The following is a 15,723-nucleotide window of genomic DNA, read 5'->3' as shown; positions in this document are numbered from 1 at the left end:
GGCGCGAAATGAGAACTCATTGTCGTGAGGTGGGGACTCATTGTCGTGAGGTGGGGACTCGCGACTGTGTTAGGGGGTGCGGCGCAAGCTGCGGGACATCAGGGTGGCGAAGGTGGTGCCGATCGTTGCCCAGAGGACCGCCGAGGTGCCCAGGGAGGCGATCCGGAAGTCCCAGATTAGGTCGGCGGGGAAATCCTTGGGGATCTCCTGGAAGCTCGGCAGCAGCTTCGCCACCGCTGTCACCACGACCACGTACCCGAGCACGGACACCGCGGTGGCGGTGAAGCCGCCGAGCCTCGGGGTCAGCGATCGGGCAAGCACCGTCCCGGCGATCACCAGCACCACGGAGATGCCGATCATCGCGAAGAACAGGGCGGTGCGGTCGCCGATGGTGTCGGCGCTGCCCACTGCGGGCGGGTTCGCCGGGTACGTCAGGAATGGCACGAGGACCACCGCGACGTAGCCGACGCCCGCCACCGCCAGCGCGGTGGAACCCGGGGTGCGGGTGCCGATCCGGCCGTAGGCGAACGCGAAGGCCAGGCCGAACAGCCCACCGAGGCCGAGTCCGAAGACGACGGAGCCGATGCCCAGGCCGACCGTGGACTGGAAGGCCCGCGTGAAGCCCTCTTCCTCCTCGGCGGCCGGTTCGGCGCCGTGCCCGTGGGACTCGCTCGCGGGCGCTCCCGCCTCCTCGATGGCGATGGCGCGGTCGACCGAGGGCTCGCCGAAAGCGGCGGCGAACCCGAACGCCAGGAGCCCGCCGACCAGACCGGCCAGCAGACCCCAGATCAGTACCGACCGGACGGTGAGCACCGAAGCGCTCTCCGGCCGGGTTTCAGCGTCGGTCACGGAATCGGTCAGTGGCACGGGAAGCCCAGCAGGTGACGCGCGTCGTGGACGAGTTCGTGGACAGCGGTGCCCTCGAAGATCGCCAGCGCTCCCTGCTCCGCTCCGACGAAGTACACGGCGAGCAGGGACAGAACACCCACGAAGATCGCGTACGGCAGGGTCTGCCGAATCGGGATGCTCAGCGGGATCGGGGTGGGGTTCGCGACGGCATGCGTCATGAGATCCTCCTCGGGGCTTCACGCGGCCCAGTCAGTGGAGCGGGGCGATGGTGGAGGGTCTGACTTCGGCTCCGGGTGCTCCGGGACCGATCACAGTGGCGCGGCCGTGCCGGATTCTCACCGGCTTCCTTCTACCATCAGGGTCGACTCTGAAAAGTATTGGAGCCGGGATGGCACTGTCAACGCGGCCGTTCGGACGGTGGGATATCTCATGAGCGCGACGTTGACGGTGGTCAGCCACGCCGCGACCGCGGCCACCCGAATGGCGGCGTTTCCCCGCGACGAACCGGTCGAGCGGTCGCTCGACGTAGCCGGACCGGGTCGGGTGGACAGTGCCTCACGGGGGCCGGAGACGCGCTGTGCGCAGACCGCGGCGGCACTCGGGGTGAGCGCCGAGATCGATGACCGGCTGCGGGACTGCGACTACGGCCGCTGGCGGGGCCGCAGGCTCGACGAGGTCGCGGGCGCCGAGCCCGAGGAGGTCGCCCGTTGGCTCACCGATCCCAAGGCCGCGCCACACGGCGGAGAGTCCATTGTGGACTTGCTGGCCCGGGTCGCGGACTGGCTCGACGATCTTCAGCCGGGCAGGCGGATCGTCGCGGTCACCCACCCCGCCGTCGTCAAGGCGATGATCGTGACCACCCTTGGCGCGGATCCGCCGGCATTCTGGCGAATCGACGTGACACCATTGTCACGCACCGTTTTCCGCGGCGGTCCACACCGTTGGAATTTGCGCTGGATTACCGCGAACGAATTGTCGGAATAGGTCCCATGCATTCACGAATGCCCGGTCGTATCGCTCGAAAGAATCAAGGGACTGCGCCACCCGGTCTACCGACCGTAGCGACGGGTGGTCGAACCAGCACGAACCGTCACTATCCGTGAAGGGGTCACCAGCTAAACGATCTTCACGGCGGGGATTAACCGATAGCTCCGCGTCACTTCCGCTCTTGCGCACAGCGACGAATGGGGCCACGGTAGTACCAAGGAAAGACTCGATCGCGTGTAATTCGACGAATCGATGTATCACCCGCGCGAGCGGACACGATCCCTCCACGGGTGCAGGCGCCACAGGGCGCCCGGGCGAAAGCGGTGGGCGGTGTTGAAGACAGGGGCGGAGAACGGGCGTGGCCGCGAGGACAGCGGCACGGACACGCCACCCGCCGAGCGGCCAGACCCGCACCCGAGACCCGCTGACAGACCCACCGATCCGATCCTGCACGACCTGATCGACCTGGCCGCCGCCGCGAAGGTGTCGCAGGACCGGGTCCGCCACCTCCTGGATGCCGTGCTCTCGGTCGGCAGCGACCTGTCGCTGCGCAATGTCATGCGGCGCATCGTCGTCGCGGGCTGTGAGCTCGTCGGCGCCCGCTACGGCGCGCTGGCCGCCATCGGCGCGAACGGCGAGGTCGTCGAGTTCACCCATACGGGTGTCGATGCCGCGACCGAGGCCGCCATCGGCGCGCTGCCGTCGGGCGAAGGCGTCCTCGGGCTGGTGATCGAGGCGAAGGGCCCGGTCCGGCTCGACCACGTCGCCACCCACCCGCCCGCCGTGGGCTTCCCCGACCACCATCCCCGGATGGGCTCGTTCATCGGCGTCCCGGTGCGGGCCAGGGGCGCGACCCTGGGCGCGCTGTACCTGGCCGACGAGGTCGGTGGCGATGGGTTCGACGAGGAGGACGACGAAGTCCTGGGTGCGCTGGCCGCCGCGGCGGGGCTGGCGATCGAGAACGCCCGGATGTACCAGGCCAGCCATCGCCGCGAGCAGTGGCTGCGGGCCACCAACGAGGTCACCTCGGTGCTGCGCACCGGCCCGGAGACCGATGAGGGGCTACGGCTCGTGGCAGCCCGCGCCCGGGCCGTGCCCGATGCCGCCATCGCCGCGGTCTGCGTGCCCGACGGACCGGAGCACCTGGCGGTCCGCGCGGGCGACGGGGCCCTGGCGCCGGTGTTCCACGGTCTGCGCATCCCGATCGTCGACAGCATCACCGGCGACGTGTTCAGCACCGGGCGCGGCCGGATGATCGAGCAGCTCGGCAAGGCCGCGTTCGCCCGGTCCGCCCACACCTTCCAGCGGCTTCCCGGGCCGATCGCCGACCTCGGGCCGGCGATTTTCGTCCCGCTGCGCACCGGCCCGCACCCGATGGGCGTGCTGATCGTCGCGAAGTACCTGGGCTCCGCGCCGTTCGACGAGGACGACCTGCGCATGGTCGAGAACTACGCCGGGCACGCCGCCCAGGCGATGGACTTCGCCGAGGCCCAGCAGGACCGGCAGCGGCTGGCCCTGTTCGAGGAGCGCGACCGCATCGCGCGCGACCTGCACGACCTGGTCATCCAGCGGCTGTTCGCGGTCGGCATCGGCATCCAGGGCCTGGTCCGCGGGCTCGACGACCAGCCCGTCATCGACCGGCTCAGCACGTACGTGGCCGACGTCGACCAGACGATCCGGGAGATCCGCCGCAGCATCTTCTCGCTGCAGGAACCCGCGAACGGCCCATACAGCCTGCGCGGGGAGATCCTGCGGACCATTTCCGACGCCACAGTCTCATTGGGCTACGAACCCACCGTCCGACTGGAGGGGCCGCTCGACTCGGTCGTGCCGCCCGACGCCCACGGCGACCTGATCGCGACGCTGCGCGAGGCTCTGTCCAATGTGGTGCGCCACGCGCACGCGTGCGGTGTGCAGGTCACGGTGGCCGTCGACCGGCGGGCCACCCGGCTGGAACTGCTGGTGCAGGACGACGGCCTCGGGCTGCCCGGGGACCTGCCGTACCGCAGTGGCCTGGCCAACATGGTCCAGCGGGCGAACCGCTGGGGCGGACAGTGCGACTTCGAGATCCCGGCCAGGGGCGGCACCCGGGTGTGCTGGACCGTGCCGCTGCCCAGGCATCCCGACGCCGATCCGGACGAGGAGACCGATCCATGACCATCTCGGTGTTCGTGCTCGACGACCACGAGGTCGTCCGTCGGGGCCTGCGGCAACTCCTCGACGCCGAACCGGACATCACCGTGGTCGGCGAGGCGGCCAACGCCACCCAGGCCTTGGCCAGGGTGCCCGCGCTGCGCCCGCAGGTCGCGATCCTCGACGTGCGGCTGCCCGACGGCGAAGGCGTGAGCGTGTGCCGCGACCTGCGGTCCTCGGTCGTGCCGCCGCCCGCGTGCCTGATGCTGACGTCGTTCTCCGACGACGAGGCCCTGTTCGGCGCGATCATGGCGGGCGCGGCCGGGTACATGCTCAAGCAGGTCAGCGGCAACGACTTGGTCGCCGCGGTGCGCACGCTGGCGGGCGGCGGCTCGCTGCTCGACGCCGGGGTCACCGCGACCGTGCTCGACCGCCTGCGCAGCGGCCGCGGCGAGGACGCGCGCTACGGCGCGCTGAGCCCGCAGGAGCGCAAGATCCTCGACCTGATCGCCCTGGGCATGACCAACCGGCAGATCGCGGGTCAGCTATACCTCGCCGAGAAGACCGTGAAGAACTACGTCTCGACCTTGCTGCACAAGCTCGGTTTCGACCGGCGCACCGAGGCCGCGGTCTACGCGACCCGGCTGCAGAACACCCGGACCCCCGCACCGCGCGAGTGACTGTCGCGGATCGTCACCAAGCCGGGTGGTAACCGCCGAGGTCGGCGTGTCGAAGCCGTGTCGGGGAATCGCCGGCGGTAGCGTCGGAGCCGTCCAAGTCTTACCGCGCAACGAATCCGGTTCAGCGGGGATTCCAGCGGAAGGGGTGACGGTCATGCCGAACACGCTTGTCCCGCTCCCCGCGCCCGAACCGGGCCGCATGCCCCACGTCTGCCTGGTCGCGGGCGACGCCCCGGCCGCCGTCAAGATCGCCCCCGTCGCGGCGGCGATGCGCCGAAGCGCCAGGGTCCGCCCAATCGTCATCTCCTGCGGCGACCTGACCGAGGAGGTCGGCGAGGCCCTCGCGGCCTTCGACTTCCTACCCAGCCTGGTCATCGAGTCCACACTGGACGGACAGACCACCCAGGGCGCCGCTTGGCTGCTCAACGCCCTCGACCGCGCCTACGCCGACTTGGCCCCCGACGCGGTCTTCGTCCAGGGCGACAACGCCATCGCCTTCAGCGCCGCCATGGCTGCCTTCTGGCGCCGAATCCCGGTGGTCCACCTCGACGCCGGCGTGCGATCACACGACCTGACAGCGCCTTTCCCCCAGGAAGGCCACCGACGCCTGATCGCCCAGATCAGCTCCCTGCACCTGGCCGCCACAGCCGACGCCGCCGCGAACCTGGCCTGTGAGGCACATGGCGGCCCCAAGGTCGTCACCGTGGGCAGCACAGCGGTGGACGCGGGCTTCGGCGCCATCGAACGCCACCACGAACACGCCGACGACCGCGTCCAGGCCCTGGAGGAGGCGATCCTGCACGACGGCAGCCGAATGGTCCTCGTCTCCCTGGATTCCCCGCGCTGGAGCCAGGACGACCTGGCCGCCGTGCTGCACGGCATCGCCGACTTGGTGCTGGCCACCCCGGACCTGGAAGTGGTGCTCCCAGCCGCCTACGAAAGCGAACTCCGCCTGGTAGCCGACGACGTGCTCGGCAGGCTGGTGCGGGTGACGATCATCGACCCCGTGGACCACCCCGACCAGGTGTGCCTGCTGTCGATCGCGGCAGCCGTGGTCACCGACTCGGACGTACTGGCCGAACAGGCACCAAGCTTCGGCGTGCCCGCCTTGGTCATCGTCGGCGGAGCAGGAGTGTGGGCGGAGCCAGAACGACCCGGCTACCCCTGGACCGCCGCCCCGGACCGCGCGATTGTGGCCCGGATCGCGGAAAAGCTGGTACTGAGCCAAGTAGAGCGACTCGCGGTCCCACCCGCCGACAACCCCTTCGGCGACGGCTTCGCGGCAGTGCGATGCGAACAGGCCGTGGAATGGCTTCTGGGCCTACGCAGCCGACCCCGAGAATTCACCCCAGGGCTGTGACATAGCAGCGTTCGACAGCGCAGCGAGGCCCAGTGAGACGTCGTAACCGAACGACGGCTCCCCGCCCCTCCAAATCGCAAGGGGCCAAACAGGCGCCCACCACCAAGCCAACATCCCAGGCCCCGAAGCAAGCCCTTGACGCGAAAGCCCCCACCCACAATCCTTACGTGATTCTGTCTCACGTTCCACGAACCGGGGAGGCTGGGCCATGAGCACCACCGAGGCGAGTCCCGCCGAAACCGCCGTCCCCACCCGCTGGATCCTGGCCTTCTGCCTGGCCACAGTCGCCACCTTCGTCGGCTGGTACGGCCCCCTCCAAATCCTCCTGGGCACCCAAGCCGACCTGATCGACCCAGCCGACAAAGAGGCCATCCTCGCCCTGGTGGCGGGCATCGGCGCCCTCTTCTCCATGATCGCCAACCCCCTCTGGGGCGCCCTCTCCGACCGCACCACCTCCAGGTTCGGCCAACGCATCCCCTGGGTCGCGGGCGGCGCACTGGCGGGCGCAGGCGGCCTGATGGTCCTGGCCACCGCGGAGTCGACGGCGGGCATGATCGTCGGCTGGTCACTCACCCAGATCGCCCTCAACGCCCCCTTCGCCGCACTCAGCGCCGCGATCCCCGACCAGGTGCCACTGGCCAAACGAGGCGTCGCGGGCGGGTATTTCGGCGTGGCCCAAACCGTCGGTGTGCTGGGCGGCACCGGCCTCGCCTACGCGGGCGGAACCGTCCTGAGTGGATACGCGGCCTGCGCGGCGTTCGTCGTCCTCGGCTCGCTGCCGTTCGTGCTGCTCCGTCGCGACCGGACAATCGCCGCGGCGCCCACGTGGGACACCAGAGCGTTCCTGCGCGGCTTCTGGATCAGTCCCCGCGAGCACCCCGACTTCGCGTGGGCGTGGCTCACCCGGTTCCTGATCAACCTCGGCAACGCGATCGCGCTGCTCTACCTGCTGTTCTACCTCAAGGACCAGGTCCGGGTCAGCGACCCCGAGGGCGGCGTCGTGGTCCTCACCGGCGTGTACGCGGTGGCCCTGTTGGGCACGGTGCTGATCGGCGGGTACTGGTCCGACCGGGTCGGCAGGCGGCGGGTTTTCGTGGCAGGCTCCGGAGTCGTGATGTCGGTGGCGGCCATGCTGCTCGCCGTGTGGCCGACGTGGCCGGGCGCCCTGGTCGCCGCGACCGTCCTGGGTGTGTCGTTCGGGATCTACACCTCAGTGGACTTCGCGCTGATCACCCAGGTGCTGCCCGCCGCCGCCGACCGCGGCAAGGACCTCGGCGTCATCAACATCGCCAACACCCTCCCCCAAGTGCTCGCCCCCGTCGTCGCCGCGCCGATCGTGGGCAGGCTGGGCGGATATCCCGCGCTGTACACGGTGTCCGCGGGCGTGGGCCTGCTCGGCGCCGCGCTGGTCTTCCGGATCAAAACAGTTCGCTGAGAGGAAACCCGCATGCCGCAGCCGTTCCCCGACTTCCCCGCCGGCTTCCTGTGGGGCGCGGCGTCGGCCGCCTACCAGGTGGAGGGGGCGGTCGATGAGGACGGCCGCGGCCGTTCGGTCTGGGACACCTTCACCGCGCAGCCGGATCGAGTGGTGGGCGGCGCGACCGGCGCCGTCGCGACCGATCACTACCACCGTTACCGCGAGGACGTCGCCCTGCTGCGCGACCTCGGTGTCGGCGCGTACCGGTTCTCCATCGCGTGGCCGCGGATCGTGCCCGACGGCAAAGGCCCGGTCAACGCCAAGGGACTCGACTTCTACGACCGGCTGGTCGACGAACTGTGCGCGGCCGATATCGCCCCCGCGGCGACCCTGTTCCACTGGGACACCCCGCAGCCACTCGAGGACGACGGCGGCTGGATCAGCCGCGACATCGTCCACCACTTCGCCGACTACGCCACCGCGGTCGGCGAGCGGCTCGGCGACCGGGTGCGGATGTGGATGCCGCTCAACGAACCCGTGGTCGTCACCATGTTCGGCTACGCGTTGGGCAACCACGCGCCCGGCCGGGCGTTGGGATTCGAGGCGCTTCCCGCCGTGCACCACCAGCTTCTAGGCCACGGTCTCGCCACCCAGGCGCTGCGCGCTGCGGGGTGCTCCACCATCGGGATCGCCAGCAACCACGGGCCGGTGTGGCCCGCGTCCGACGCCGACGCGGACATGACCGCCGCGGAGACCTACACGACTCTGGTCAACTGGTTGTTCTCGGACCCGCTGCTTCGCGGGCGTTACCCGGTCGACGAGCTGGCCGAGGCCATGCCGGGACCGGTCGACGAGGACCTCGAAGTGATCTCCACGCCGCTGGACTTCTTCGGCATCAACTACTACCAGCCCACCGTCGTCGGCGCCGCGTCCGCGACCGACGGACCGGCCCCGGTGGTCGAAGGTGCTTTGCTGCCACCGGGTCTGCCGTTCGAGCCGCGCCCGGTCGTCGGCTACCAGACGACCGACTTCGGCTGGCCCGTCGCGCCGGAAGGCCTGCGCGAGACGGTGTCGATGTTCGCCGACCGGTACGGCGAGGACCTTCCGCCCATCTACATCACCGAGAGCGGCTGCTCGTACCACGACCCCGACCCGGTCGACGGCCACGTTCCGGACCAGGCCCGCATCGATTACCACGACTCGCACCTGCGTGCCCTGGCCGAGGCGATCGCCGATGGGATCGACGTCCGCGGCTATTTCGCGTGGTCGATCACCGACAACTTCGAATGGGCGGCCGGGTACGCGGAACGCTTCGGCCTGGTCCACATCGACTACGCCACGCAGCGGCGGACGCCGAAAGACTCCTACTACTGGTTCCAGGAGATGATCGGCAAGCAGGCCGGATAATTCCGGTCAGGCATTCACCGGCACCTTTTCCGAAATCTTCGGAAAACGCACCACCTGGGCCGCGTAGGTGAGTCCGGCACCGAACCCGACGAGCAGTGCCAGCCCCTCGGGATCGACCTGCCCCTCGCGCATCATTCGCTCCATCGCCATCGGGATCGACGCGGCGGAGGTGTTGCCGTGGTCGACCACATCGCGCGCCACCACGGCGTTCGGGGCGCCGATCTTGCGGGCGAGCGCCTCGACGATGCGCAGGTTCGCCTGGTGCGGGACGATCGCCGCCAGGTCCTCGGGCCGCACGCCGGCGCGGTCGCAGGCCTGCACGGCGATGGGGTGGATCTCGGTGGTGGCCCAACGGAAGACCGCTTGGCCCTCCATGTGCATCAGGCCGCCCGCGGGGATGTGGATCAGGTCGGCGGCCGAGCCGTCGCTGCCCCAGACGATCGGGCCGATCCCGGGTTCGGCGGAGGCGCCGACCACCACGGCGCCCGCGCCGTCACCGAAGATGATCGAGGTGCCCAGGTCGGTCTGGTCGACCAGGGACGTCATCTTCTCCGTGCCGATGACCAGGACGTGCCGGGCCGAGCCGGAGCGCACGGCGTCGGCGGCCACGGCGAGGGAGTAGCAGAACCCGGAGCAGGCGGCGTTGAGGTCGAACGCGGCCGCGGTGAGCGCGCCGAGGCGGACCGCGACCCCCGAGGCGATGCTCGGGATGGGCGCGGGGTGGCTGCAGGTCGCCACGATCACCAGGTCGACGTCGGCGGCGGTTAACCCGGACGCGGTCAGCGCCTCGAGTCCGGCCGCGACGGCCATGCCCTCGACGGTCTCCTCGTCGCCCGCGAAGCGGCGGGAGATGATCCCGGTGCGCTCGCGGATCCACTCGCCGGTCCGGCCGAAGCGGGCCGCGATGACGTCACTGGGAACCGCCGCGGTAGGGCGATATGAGCCCACGCCGATGAGGCGGGCTCCGGTCGTTCGATCCTGGTCGCGCAAGGCGATGACTGCCACTTCGTCACTTTGTACAACTACCGAAGAGTAACGCCGGACTTGTGACCGAATTCTCACACTAAACGGTGATTTCGCATTTCATATCGGCAATTCTCTTCACGTTCCAAAGTGACTCGCGGGTAACACCCGCCGGTAATGACATCGTCATTTCCGACGGTCGCGGCCGGATTTTCAGTTGGCTCAGGAGAAGAAGGCGTCGTCTCCCGCCTGGTCGCTGTGCAGTTCCAGCAGGTCGGTGGCGTGGCCGCCGTAGAAGGTGAACACGAGCGAGCCGCGGCTGACCCTGGTGACGCCGTTGCGGGTCGCGGTGACCTGGTGGACGGCGCAGACGTGGCTCTTGCCGTCGCTGTGCACCTCGATGAGGTCGGGCCGGAACGTGCCGTCGGTCAACTCGCCGAGCTTGGCGTAGTAGCCGAGCACCGCGTCGATTCCCTTGTACTCGCCCGCGAGTTGGCTCTTGCCGGGCACGTGCTGCACACAGTCCTTGGCGAGGACCGACATCAGGGTTTCGAGGTCGCCGCTGTTGAACGCGGCGTAGCCCTTGCGCACGGCGGCGGCGTTGTCATCGGTGTACGGCGCGACCCGCTGGGCCGGGCCGGTCGCGTACCCGGTGGCGTCCGGTGAGGCGTCGAGCATGACGCAGGTTTCGTCACCGACCACCCAGGCGTCGTGGCCCGGCGGGATGTCGACGAGGTCGTCGGCGTGGATCTCGAACTCCCGGCCGTCGTCGAGCCGGATGCCCATCGCGCCCGCCTGGACATAGCCGAGGTGGTGGACCTGGCAGGAGTCGGTGCCCGCGAGCGGCTTGACGTCTTCGGACCAGCGCCAGCCCGGTTCGAACATGCCCTTGCCCAGCGTCATCCCACCCGCGGTGCCCAACACCATCTTGCCGTGGTCCCGGAACCTGCGGACCTCTCCGGTGCGTTCCACTCCACTGATCTTCAGGTCTGCCATGGCGACTCCCACGGTTGCCAGCCGGGCGCCACCCGTCCGGCTGCTGAGGCACGGCGGCCCCCAGTCCGCCAACCGTGAATACTGCGCCGTTCGGGTGCATACGGCTAGGACCGAAGGACCCGTCAGTACTGGTAGAAGCCCCGGCCCGACTTCTTGCCCAGCAGGCCCGCGTCGACCAAGCGCAGCAGCAGCGGGGGCGCGGAGTAGAGCTGCTCCTTGAACTCCGAGTACAGCGAGTCGGCGATGGCCTTGGTGGTGTCCAGGCCGATCAGGTCGGTGAGCCGCAGCGGGCCCATTGGGTGGGCGCAGCCCAGGACCATGCCGTTGTCGATGTCCTCGGCGGAGGCGAAACCGGACTCCATCATCCGGATAGCCGACAGCAGATACGGGACCAGCAGGGCGTTGACGACGAAGCCCGCGCGGTCCTGCGACAGGATCACCTGCTTGCCCAGCGCGGTCTCCACGAACGCCTGCGCGCGGGTCTTGGTCTCCTCCGCGGTCAGCAGCGACGGGACGAGCTCGACCAGCTTCAGCACCGGCACCGGGTTGAAGAAGTGGACGCCGATGACGTGTTCCGGGCGGGCGGTGGCCATGCCCAGCTTCATGATCGGGATGGACGAGGTGTTGGAGGCGAAGATGGCGTCGTCGGCCTCGACGACCTTGTCGAGGGTCGCGAAGATCTCGGTCTTGATCGCCTCGTCCTCGGCCACAGCCTCGATCGTGACCTCGCGGTCGGCGAAGTCGGCGAGGTCGGTGGTGAACCGGATGCGGGCCAGCGCCGCGTCACGGTCCTCCCCGGCGAGCTTGCCGCTCTTCACGCCCCGGGCCAGCGACTTCTCGATGCGGGCGCGGCCCGAGTCGAGGGCCGTGGCGTTCACCTCGGCGACGATGACGTCCAGGCCCGCGCGGGCGCAGACCTCCGCGATGCCCGAGCCCATGAGGCCCGATCCGATCACGCCGACGCGACTGGTCTCGGTCACTGCTTCACTCCCTGATTCGACGCCTTTGTCGACAACACTGCCGCCACACTGTTTACCGTAAGACCTAGACGTTGCGGCGGTACTGGCCGCCGACCTCGAAGAACGCCTCGGTGATCTGCCCGAGCGTGCAGACCCGCGCGGCGTCCATCAGGACCGCGAAGACGTTGCCGTCCGACGCGGCGACCTCGCGCAGCTTCGCCAGGGCCTCCTGCGCCTCGGCGCGGTGGGCCTCCTGGTAGGCGCGGGTGCGGTCGACCTGGGAGCGCTTCTCCTCCTCGGTCGCGCGGGCGAGTTCGATCTCGAAGACCTCGTCCTCGCTGCCCTTCTCCGGCAGGAAGGTGTTGACGCCGACCAGGGGCAGCGACCCGTCGTGCTTGCGGTGCTCGTAGAGCATCGACTCGTCCTGGATGCGGCCGCGCTGGTAGCCGGTCTCCATGGCGCCCAGGACGCCGCCGCGGTCGGAGATGCGGTCGAACTCCGTGAGCACCGCCTCTTCCACCAGGTCGGTCAGCTCGTCGATGACGAAGGAACCCTGGAGCGGGTTCTCGTTCATCGACAGACCCCACTCCTTGTTGATGATGAGCTGGATCGCCATCGCCCGACGAACCGACGACTCGGTCGGGGTGGTGATCGCCTCGTCATAAGCGTTGGTGTGCAACGAGTTGGCGTTGTCGTAGAGCGCGCAGAGGGCCTGCAGCGTCGTGCGGATGTCGTTGAAGTTCATCTCCTGCGCGTGCAGGGACCGGCCCGAGGTCTGCACGTGGTACTTGAGCTTCTGCGACCGCTCCCCCGCGCCGTAGCGCTCCTTCATCGCCACCGCCCAGATCCGCCGCGCGACCCGGCCGATGACCGAGTACTCGGCGTCCATGCCGTTGGAGAAGAAGAACGACAGGTTCGGCGCGAAGTCGTCGATTTCCATGCCGCGCGCGAGGTACGACTCGACGTAGGTGAAGCCGTTGGCCAACGTGAAGGCGAGCTGGCTGATCGGGTTCGCCCCGGCCTCGGCGATGTGGTAGCCGGAGATCGACACCGAGTAGAAGTTGCGAACCTTGTGCTGGATGAACCATTCCTGGATGTCGGCCATCATCCGCAGCGAGAACTCGGTGGAGAAGATGCACGTGTTCTGGCCTTGGTCCTCCTTGAGGATGTCGGCCTGCACCGTGCCGCGCACGTTCGCCAGCGCCCAGGCTGAAAGCTCCTGGTATTCCTCGGGATCGGGCTGCCGGTTGTGCTCCACCACGAACGCGTCGACGCGCAGGTCGATCGCCGTGTTGAGGAAGTACGCCAGGATCGTCGGCGCGGGGCCGTTGATCGTCATCGACACCGACGTGGTCGGCGCGGTCAGGTCGAAGCCGTCGTAGAGCGCCTTCATGTCGTCGAGCGAGGCGATGGACACCCCGGAGGTGCCGATCTTGCCGTACACGTCCGGCGGGGTGTCGGGGTCGCGGCCGTAGAGGGTCACCGAGTCGAACGCGGTCGACAGGCGGGTGGCCGGGTTGCCGTGGGAGAGCATCTTGAACCGGCGGTTCGTGCGGTTCGCGTCGCCCTCGCCGGCGAACATGCGCGCCGGGTCCTCACCCTCGCGCTTGAACGGGAAGACTCCCGCGGTGAAGGGGTAGCTGCCGGGCAGGTTCTCCTTGCGCAGGAAGCGAAGCAGCGTCGACTCGTCGTCGAACCGCGGCAGCGCCACGCGTGGGACCTTGTTGCCGGACAGGGTTTCCCGCCACAGCTGGGTGTGCAGCTCCTTGTCGCGGACCTTCACGACGAGTTCCTCGGCCCGGTACTGCTCGGCGGTGACCTTCCACTGCGCCAACAGGTCCTCGGTGTCGCGGTCGACCCGGCGCGCGGCCTCGGCGGTGATCCGGTCGAGGTCGGTGCTCGGCGCGTCGGCCTCGGCGAGCGCGGTCAGCGCCTCCCTGAGCGCGGAGTGCCTGCGCACGGCCTCGACCTGGGCGTCGGTGGCCCGGTGGTAGCCGCGCACGGTCTCGGCGATGTCGGAGAGGTACCGGGCACGCGCGGGCGGCACGATGGTCGCCGCCGAGGTGGAGACCTTCGTGTCGACGTGCGGCAGGACGCCCTCGGCGAACGGGACGCCCTTGTCGGCGAGCAGGCCGCGCAGCTCCTGGTAGAGCGCGGTGACGCCGTCATCGTTGAAGGTGGCGGCGCTGGTGCCGAAGACCGGCATGTCCTCCCAGGACTTGCCGAACGCCTCCCGGTTGCGCACGATCTGGCGCGCCACGTCGCGGCGGGCGTCCTCGGCGCCACGGCGCTCGAACTTGTTGATCGCGACGACGTCGGCGAAGTCCAGCATGTCGATCTTCTCCAGCTGCGACGCGGCGCCGAACTCCGGCGTCATCACGTACAGCGAGGTGTCGACGAACGGGACGATCGCGGCGTCGCCCTGGCCGATGCCGGGGGTCTCGACGATGACCAGGTCGTTGCCCGCTGCCTTGCAGGCGGCGATGACGTCGGCAAGCCCGTCGGGGACCTCCGAGGCCGCGCCGCGGGTGGCCAGGCTGCGGAAGAACGTCTGCTCACCGTCGAGGGAGTTCATCCGGATGCGGTCGCCGAGCAGCGCACCGCCACCGCGACGGCGGGTCGGGTCGACGGCGATGACCGCGACGCGGAGCTTGTCCTGCTGGTCAAGACGCAGGCGGCGGACCAGCTCGTCGGTGAGCGAGGACTTGCCGGAGCCGCCGGTGCCGGTGATGCCCAGGACCGGCACGCGCCGGGCCGCGGCGGCTTCGGCGATGGCCGCGCGGGCGTCGTCGGCGAGGTTGCCCGCCTCGATCTGGGTGATGGCCCTGGCCAGCGCCCGCTGGTCGCCCGCGAGCAGCGCGTGCGCGTCGGCGGCGGCGACCTCGGACGGATCGTGGTCGCAGACCTCGATCATCGAGTTGATCATCTTCGCCAGGCCGAGCGTCTGACCGTCCTCCGGGGAGAAGATGCGCTCGACGCCGCGCGAGTGCAGCAGCTTGATCTCGTCGGGCACGATGACACCGCCACCGCCGCCGAAGACCTTGATGTGCCCGGCGCCCTGCTCGGTGAGCAGCTCGACCAGGTAGGTGAAGTACTCGACGTGTCCGCCCTGGTAGGCGCTGATGGCCACGCCCTGGACGTCTTCCTGGATGGCCGCGGCGACGACCTCGCGGACCGAGCGGTTGTGGCCAAGGTGGATGACCTCTGCGCCCTGCGACTGCAGGATGCGCCGCATGATGTTGATCGCCGCGTCATGCCCGTCGAACAGGCTGGCCGCGGTCACGAACCGGACCGGGTGCGCGGGGCGGTACAACTGCGGTGCGGACATGCTCGAGCCTCCGTGGGTCGCCGTACCTAAATAGTTTGTCTTCCTACTATCGGAAGCGCAACCACGCTGTTGTGCACGTCTCCGCCTACGATGAGTCCGTGACGACCGTACCGACCCCTGAGTCCGTCGCCCGCATGCTCTCCGACGACCTCGCCTCGGCCTCGCTGGGCATCGAGTTGCTGGAGGCCGGGCCCGGGCACGCCACCATGCGGATGACGGTCACCGAGACCATGGTGAACGGCCACGCCATCGCCCACGGCGGGTACGTGTTCCTGCTGGCCGACACCGCTTTCGCCTGCGCGTGCAACAGCCACGGCCCGGTCACGGTGGCGGCGGGAGCGGACATCACTTTCGTGGCGGCGGTCAAGCTCGGCGACGAGTTGGTCGCCACGGCGCTGGAGCGCACCCGTTACGGCCGCAGCGGCATCTACGACGTCACAGTGACCAGGGGCGACGAGGTCGTGGCCGAGTTCCGCGGCCGGAGCCGAACCCTGAGGTAGGGAGGCCGTCATGCTGCCCTGGCTGGCCGAGGTGGTCGACCTGGCGAAGGACAACGTCGCCGCGGGCGGCGGCCCGTTCGGCGCGCTGGTGGTCCGCGACGGCAAGGTCCTCTCGCGCGGGACCAACCAGGTGACCACGGACCT

General features: G+C 69.4%; 13 protein-coding genes and 1 pseudogene. 8 read left to right on the top strand and 6 right to left on the bottom strand.

The genetic code is table 11. From position 1 onward, the window contains the following. Positions 1 to 69 precede the first annotated feature (69 nt). Together ACRDSQ_RS14230 and ACRDSQ_RS14225 are read right to left on the bottom strand one after the other, a co-directional pair. Complete coding sequence (locus ACRDSQ_RS14230) at positions 70 to 849, bottom strand: CbtA family protein (protein WP_431421540.1); 780 nt, start codon at positions 847 to 849, stop codon at positions 70 to 72. Between the two features lie 8 nt (positions 850 to 857). Then, the gene (locus ACRDSQ_RS14225) at positions 858 to 1,067 is read right to left on the bottom strand and encodes a CbtB domain-containing protein (protein ID WP_431421539.1); all 210 of its coding nucleotides are present in this window, start codon (positions 1,065 to 1,067) and stop codon (positions 858 to 860) included. A 211-nt stretch (positions 1,068 to 1,278) separates the two neighbouring features. Here ACRDSQ_RS14225 and ACRDSQ_RS14220 point away from each other — a divergent pair, with 211 nt between their 5' ends. The 6 genes from ACRDSQ_RS14220 to ACRDSQ_RS14195 all read left to right on the top strand — a co-directional run bounded on the left by ACRDSQ_RS14220 (position 1,279) and on the right by ACRDSQ_RS14195 (position 8,833). Continuing rightward, positions 1,279 to 1,833, top strand: a complete 555-nt coding sequence (locus ACRDSQ_RS14220) for a histidine phosphatase family protein (RefSeq protein ID WP_431421538.1) — start codon at positions 1,279 to 1,281, stop codon at positions 1,831 to 1,833. 333 nt (positions 1,834 to 2,166) lie between these two features. After that, complete coding sequence (locus ACRDSQ_RS14215; protein ID WP_431421537.1) at positions 2,167 to 3,993, top strand: GAF domain-containing sensor histidine kinase; 1,827 nt, start codon at positions 2,167 to 2,169, stop codon at positions 3,991 to 3,993. Continuing rightward, positions 3,990 to 4,649, top strand: coding sequence for a response regulator (locus ACRDSQ_RS14210; RefSeq protein ID WP_431421536.1), 660 nt, complete (start codon positions 3,990 to 3,992; stop codon positions 4,647 to 4,649). The genes ACRDSQ_RS14215 and ACRDSQ_RS14210 overlap by 4 nt, the downstream gene beginning before the upstream one ends. Before the next feature lie 154 nt (positions 4,650 to 4,803). After that, entirely contained in the window at positions 4,804 to 6,009 is a 1,206-nt protein-coding gene (locus tag ACRDSQ_RS14205) for a UDP-N-acetylglucosamine 2-epimerase (protein ID WP_431421535.1), read from the top strand. 208 nt (positions 6,010 to 6,217) lie between these two features. Then, positions 6,218 to 7,444 carry an MFS transporter gene (locus ACRDSQ_RS14200; protein ID WP_431421534.1) on the top strand — a complete coding sequence of 409 codons (1,227 nt, stop codon included), beginning with the start codon at positions 6,218 to 6,220 and terminating at the stop codon, positions 7,442 to 7,444. A 12-nt stretch (positions 7,445 to 7,456) separates the two neighbouring features. Further along, on the top strand, positions 7,457 to 8,833 hold the full coding sequence (locus ACRDSQ_RS14195) for a GH1 family beta-glucosidase (protein WP_431421533.1): 1,377 nt from the start codon (positions 7,457 to 7,459) through the stop codon (positions 8,831 to 8,833). A 6-nt stretch (positions 8,834 to 8,839) separates the two neighbouring features. Here ACRDSQ_RS14195 and ACRDSQ_RS14190 read toward each other — a convergent pair whose 3' ends face one another. The 4 genes from ACRDSQ_RS14190 to icmF form a co-directional block, all read right to left on the bottom strand. Continuing rightward, positions 8,840 to 9,838 carry a beta-ketoacyl-ACP synthase III gene (locus ACRDSQ_RS14190; protein WP_431421532.1) on the bottom strand — a complete coding sequence of 333 codons (999 nt, stop codon included), beginning with the start codon at positions 9,836 to 9,838 and terminating at the stop codon, positions 8,840 to 8,842. A 180-nt stretch (positions 9,839 to 10,018) separates the two neighbouring features. Continuing rightward, entirely contained in the window at positions 10,019 to 10,792 is a 774-nt protein-coding gene (locus ACRDSQ_RS14185) for a nuclear transport factor 2 family protein (protein WP_431421531.1), read from the bottom strand. A 122-nt stretch (positions 10,793 to 10,914) separates the two neighbouring features. Continuing rightward, on the bottom strand, positions 10,915 to 11,772 hold the full coding sequence (locus ACRDSQ_RS14180; RefSeq protein ID WP_431421530.1) for a 3-hydroxybutyryl-CoA dehydrogenase: 858 nt from the start codon (positions 11,770 to 11,772) through the stop codon (positions 10,915 to 10,917). 64 nt (positions 11,773 to 11,836) lie between these two features. Then, the gene (icmF, locus tag ACRDSQ_RS14175) at positions 11,837 to 15,079 is read right to left on the bottom strand and encodes a fused isobutyryl-CoA mutase/GTPase IcmF (RefSeq protein ID WP_431421528.1); all 3,243 of its coding nucleotides are present in this window, start codon (positions 15,077 to 15,079) and stop codon (positions 11,837 to 11,839) included. Positions 15,080 to 15,213: 134 nt separating this feature from the next. Between icmF and paaI the strand changes: the two genes are divergently transcribed. Together paaI and ACRDSQ_RS14165 are read left to right on the top strand one after the other, a co-directional pair. Beyond that, entirely contained in the window at positions 15,214 to 15,579 is a 366-nt protein-coding gene (gene paaI / locus ACRDSQ_RS14170) for a hydroxyphenylacetyl-CoA thioesterase PaaI (RefSeq protein ID WP_431421541.1), read from the top strand. Between the two features lie 10 nt (positions 15,580 to 15,589). Further along, positions 15,590 to 15,723: pseudogene (locus ACRDSQ_RS14165) on the top strand (nucleoside deaminase); the annotation flags it as partial.

Source organism: Actinokineospora sp. (genome assembly GCF_050699995.1).
Taxonomy (GTDB): domain Bacteria; phylum Actinomycetota; class Actinomycetes; order Mycobacteriales; family Pseudonocardiaceae; genus Actinokineospora.
Note: the sequence above shows the minus strand (reverse complement) of the source record. Positions and strands in the feature narration are given on the sequence as shown.

What these genes read in the sequence shown, in the direction of transcription:
- ACRDSQ_RS14225 (WP_431421539.1), bottom strand. Translation starts at nt 1,067, where the DNA reads ATGACGCATGCCGTCGCGAACCCCACCCCGATCCCGCTGAGCATCCCG.
- ACRDSQ_RS14220 (WP_431421538.1), top strand. Translation starts at nt 1,279, where the DNA reads ATGAGCGCGACGTTGACGGTGGTCAGCCACGCCGCGACCGCGGCCACC.
- ACRDSQ_RS14210 (WP_431421536.1), top strand. Translation starts at nt 3,990, where the DNA reads ATGACCATCTCGGTGTTCGTGCTCGACGACCACGAGGTCGTCCGTCGG.
- ACRDSQ_RS14205 (WP_431421535.1), top strand. Translation starts at nt 4,804, where the DNA reads ATGCCGAACACGCTTGTCCCGCTCCCCGCGCCCGAACCGGGCCGCATG.
- ACRDSQ_RS14200 (WP_431421534.1), top strand. Translation starts at nt 6,218, where the DNA reads ATGAGCACCACCGAGGCGAGTCCCGCCGAAACCGCCGTCCCCACCCGC.
- ACRDSQ_RS14195 (WP_431421533.1), top strand. Translation starts at nt 7,457, where the DNA reads ATGCCGCAGCCGTTCCCCGACTTCCCCGCCGGCTTCCTGTGGGGCGCG.
- ACRDSQ_RS14185 (WP_431421531.1), bottom strand. Translation starts at nt 10,792, where the DNA reads ATGGCAGACCTGAAGATCAGTGGAGTGGAACGCACCGGAGAGGTCCGC.
- icmF (WP_431421528.1), bottom strand. Translation starts at nt 15,079, where the DNA reads ATGTCCGCACCGCAGTTGTACCGCCCCGCGCACCCGGTCCGGTTCGTG.
- paaI (WP_431421541.1), top strand. Translation starts at nt 15,214, where the DNA reads ATGCTCTCCGACGACCTCGCCTCGGCCTCGCTGGGCATCGAGTTGCTG.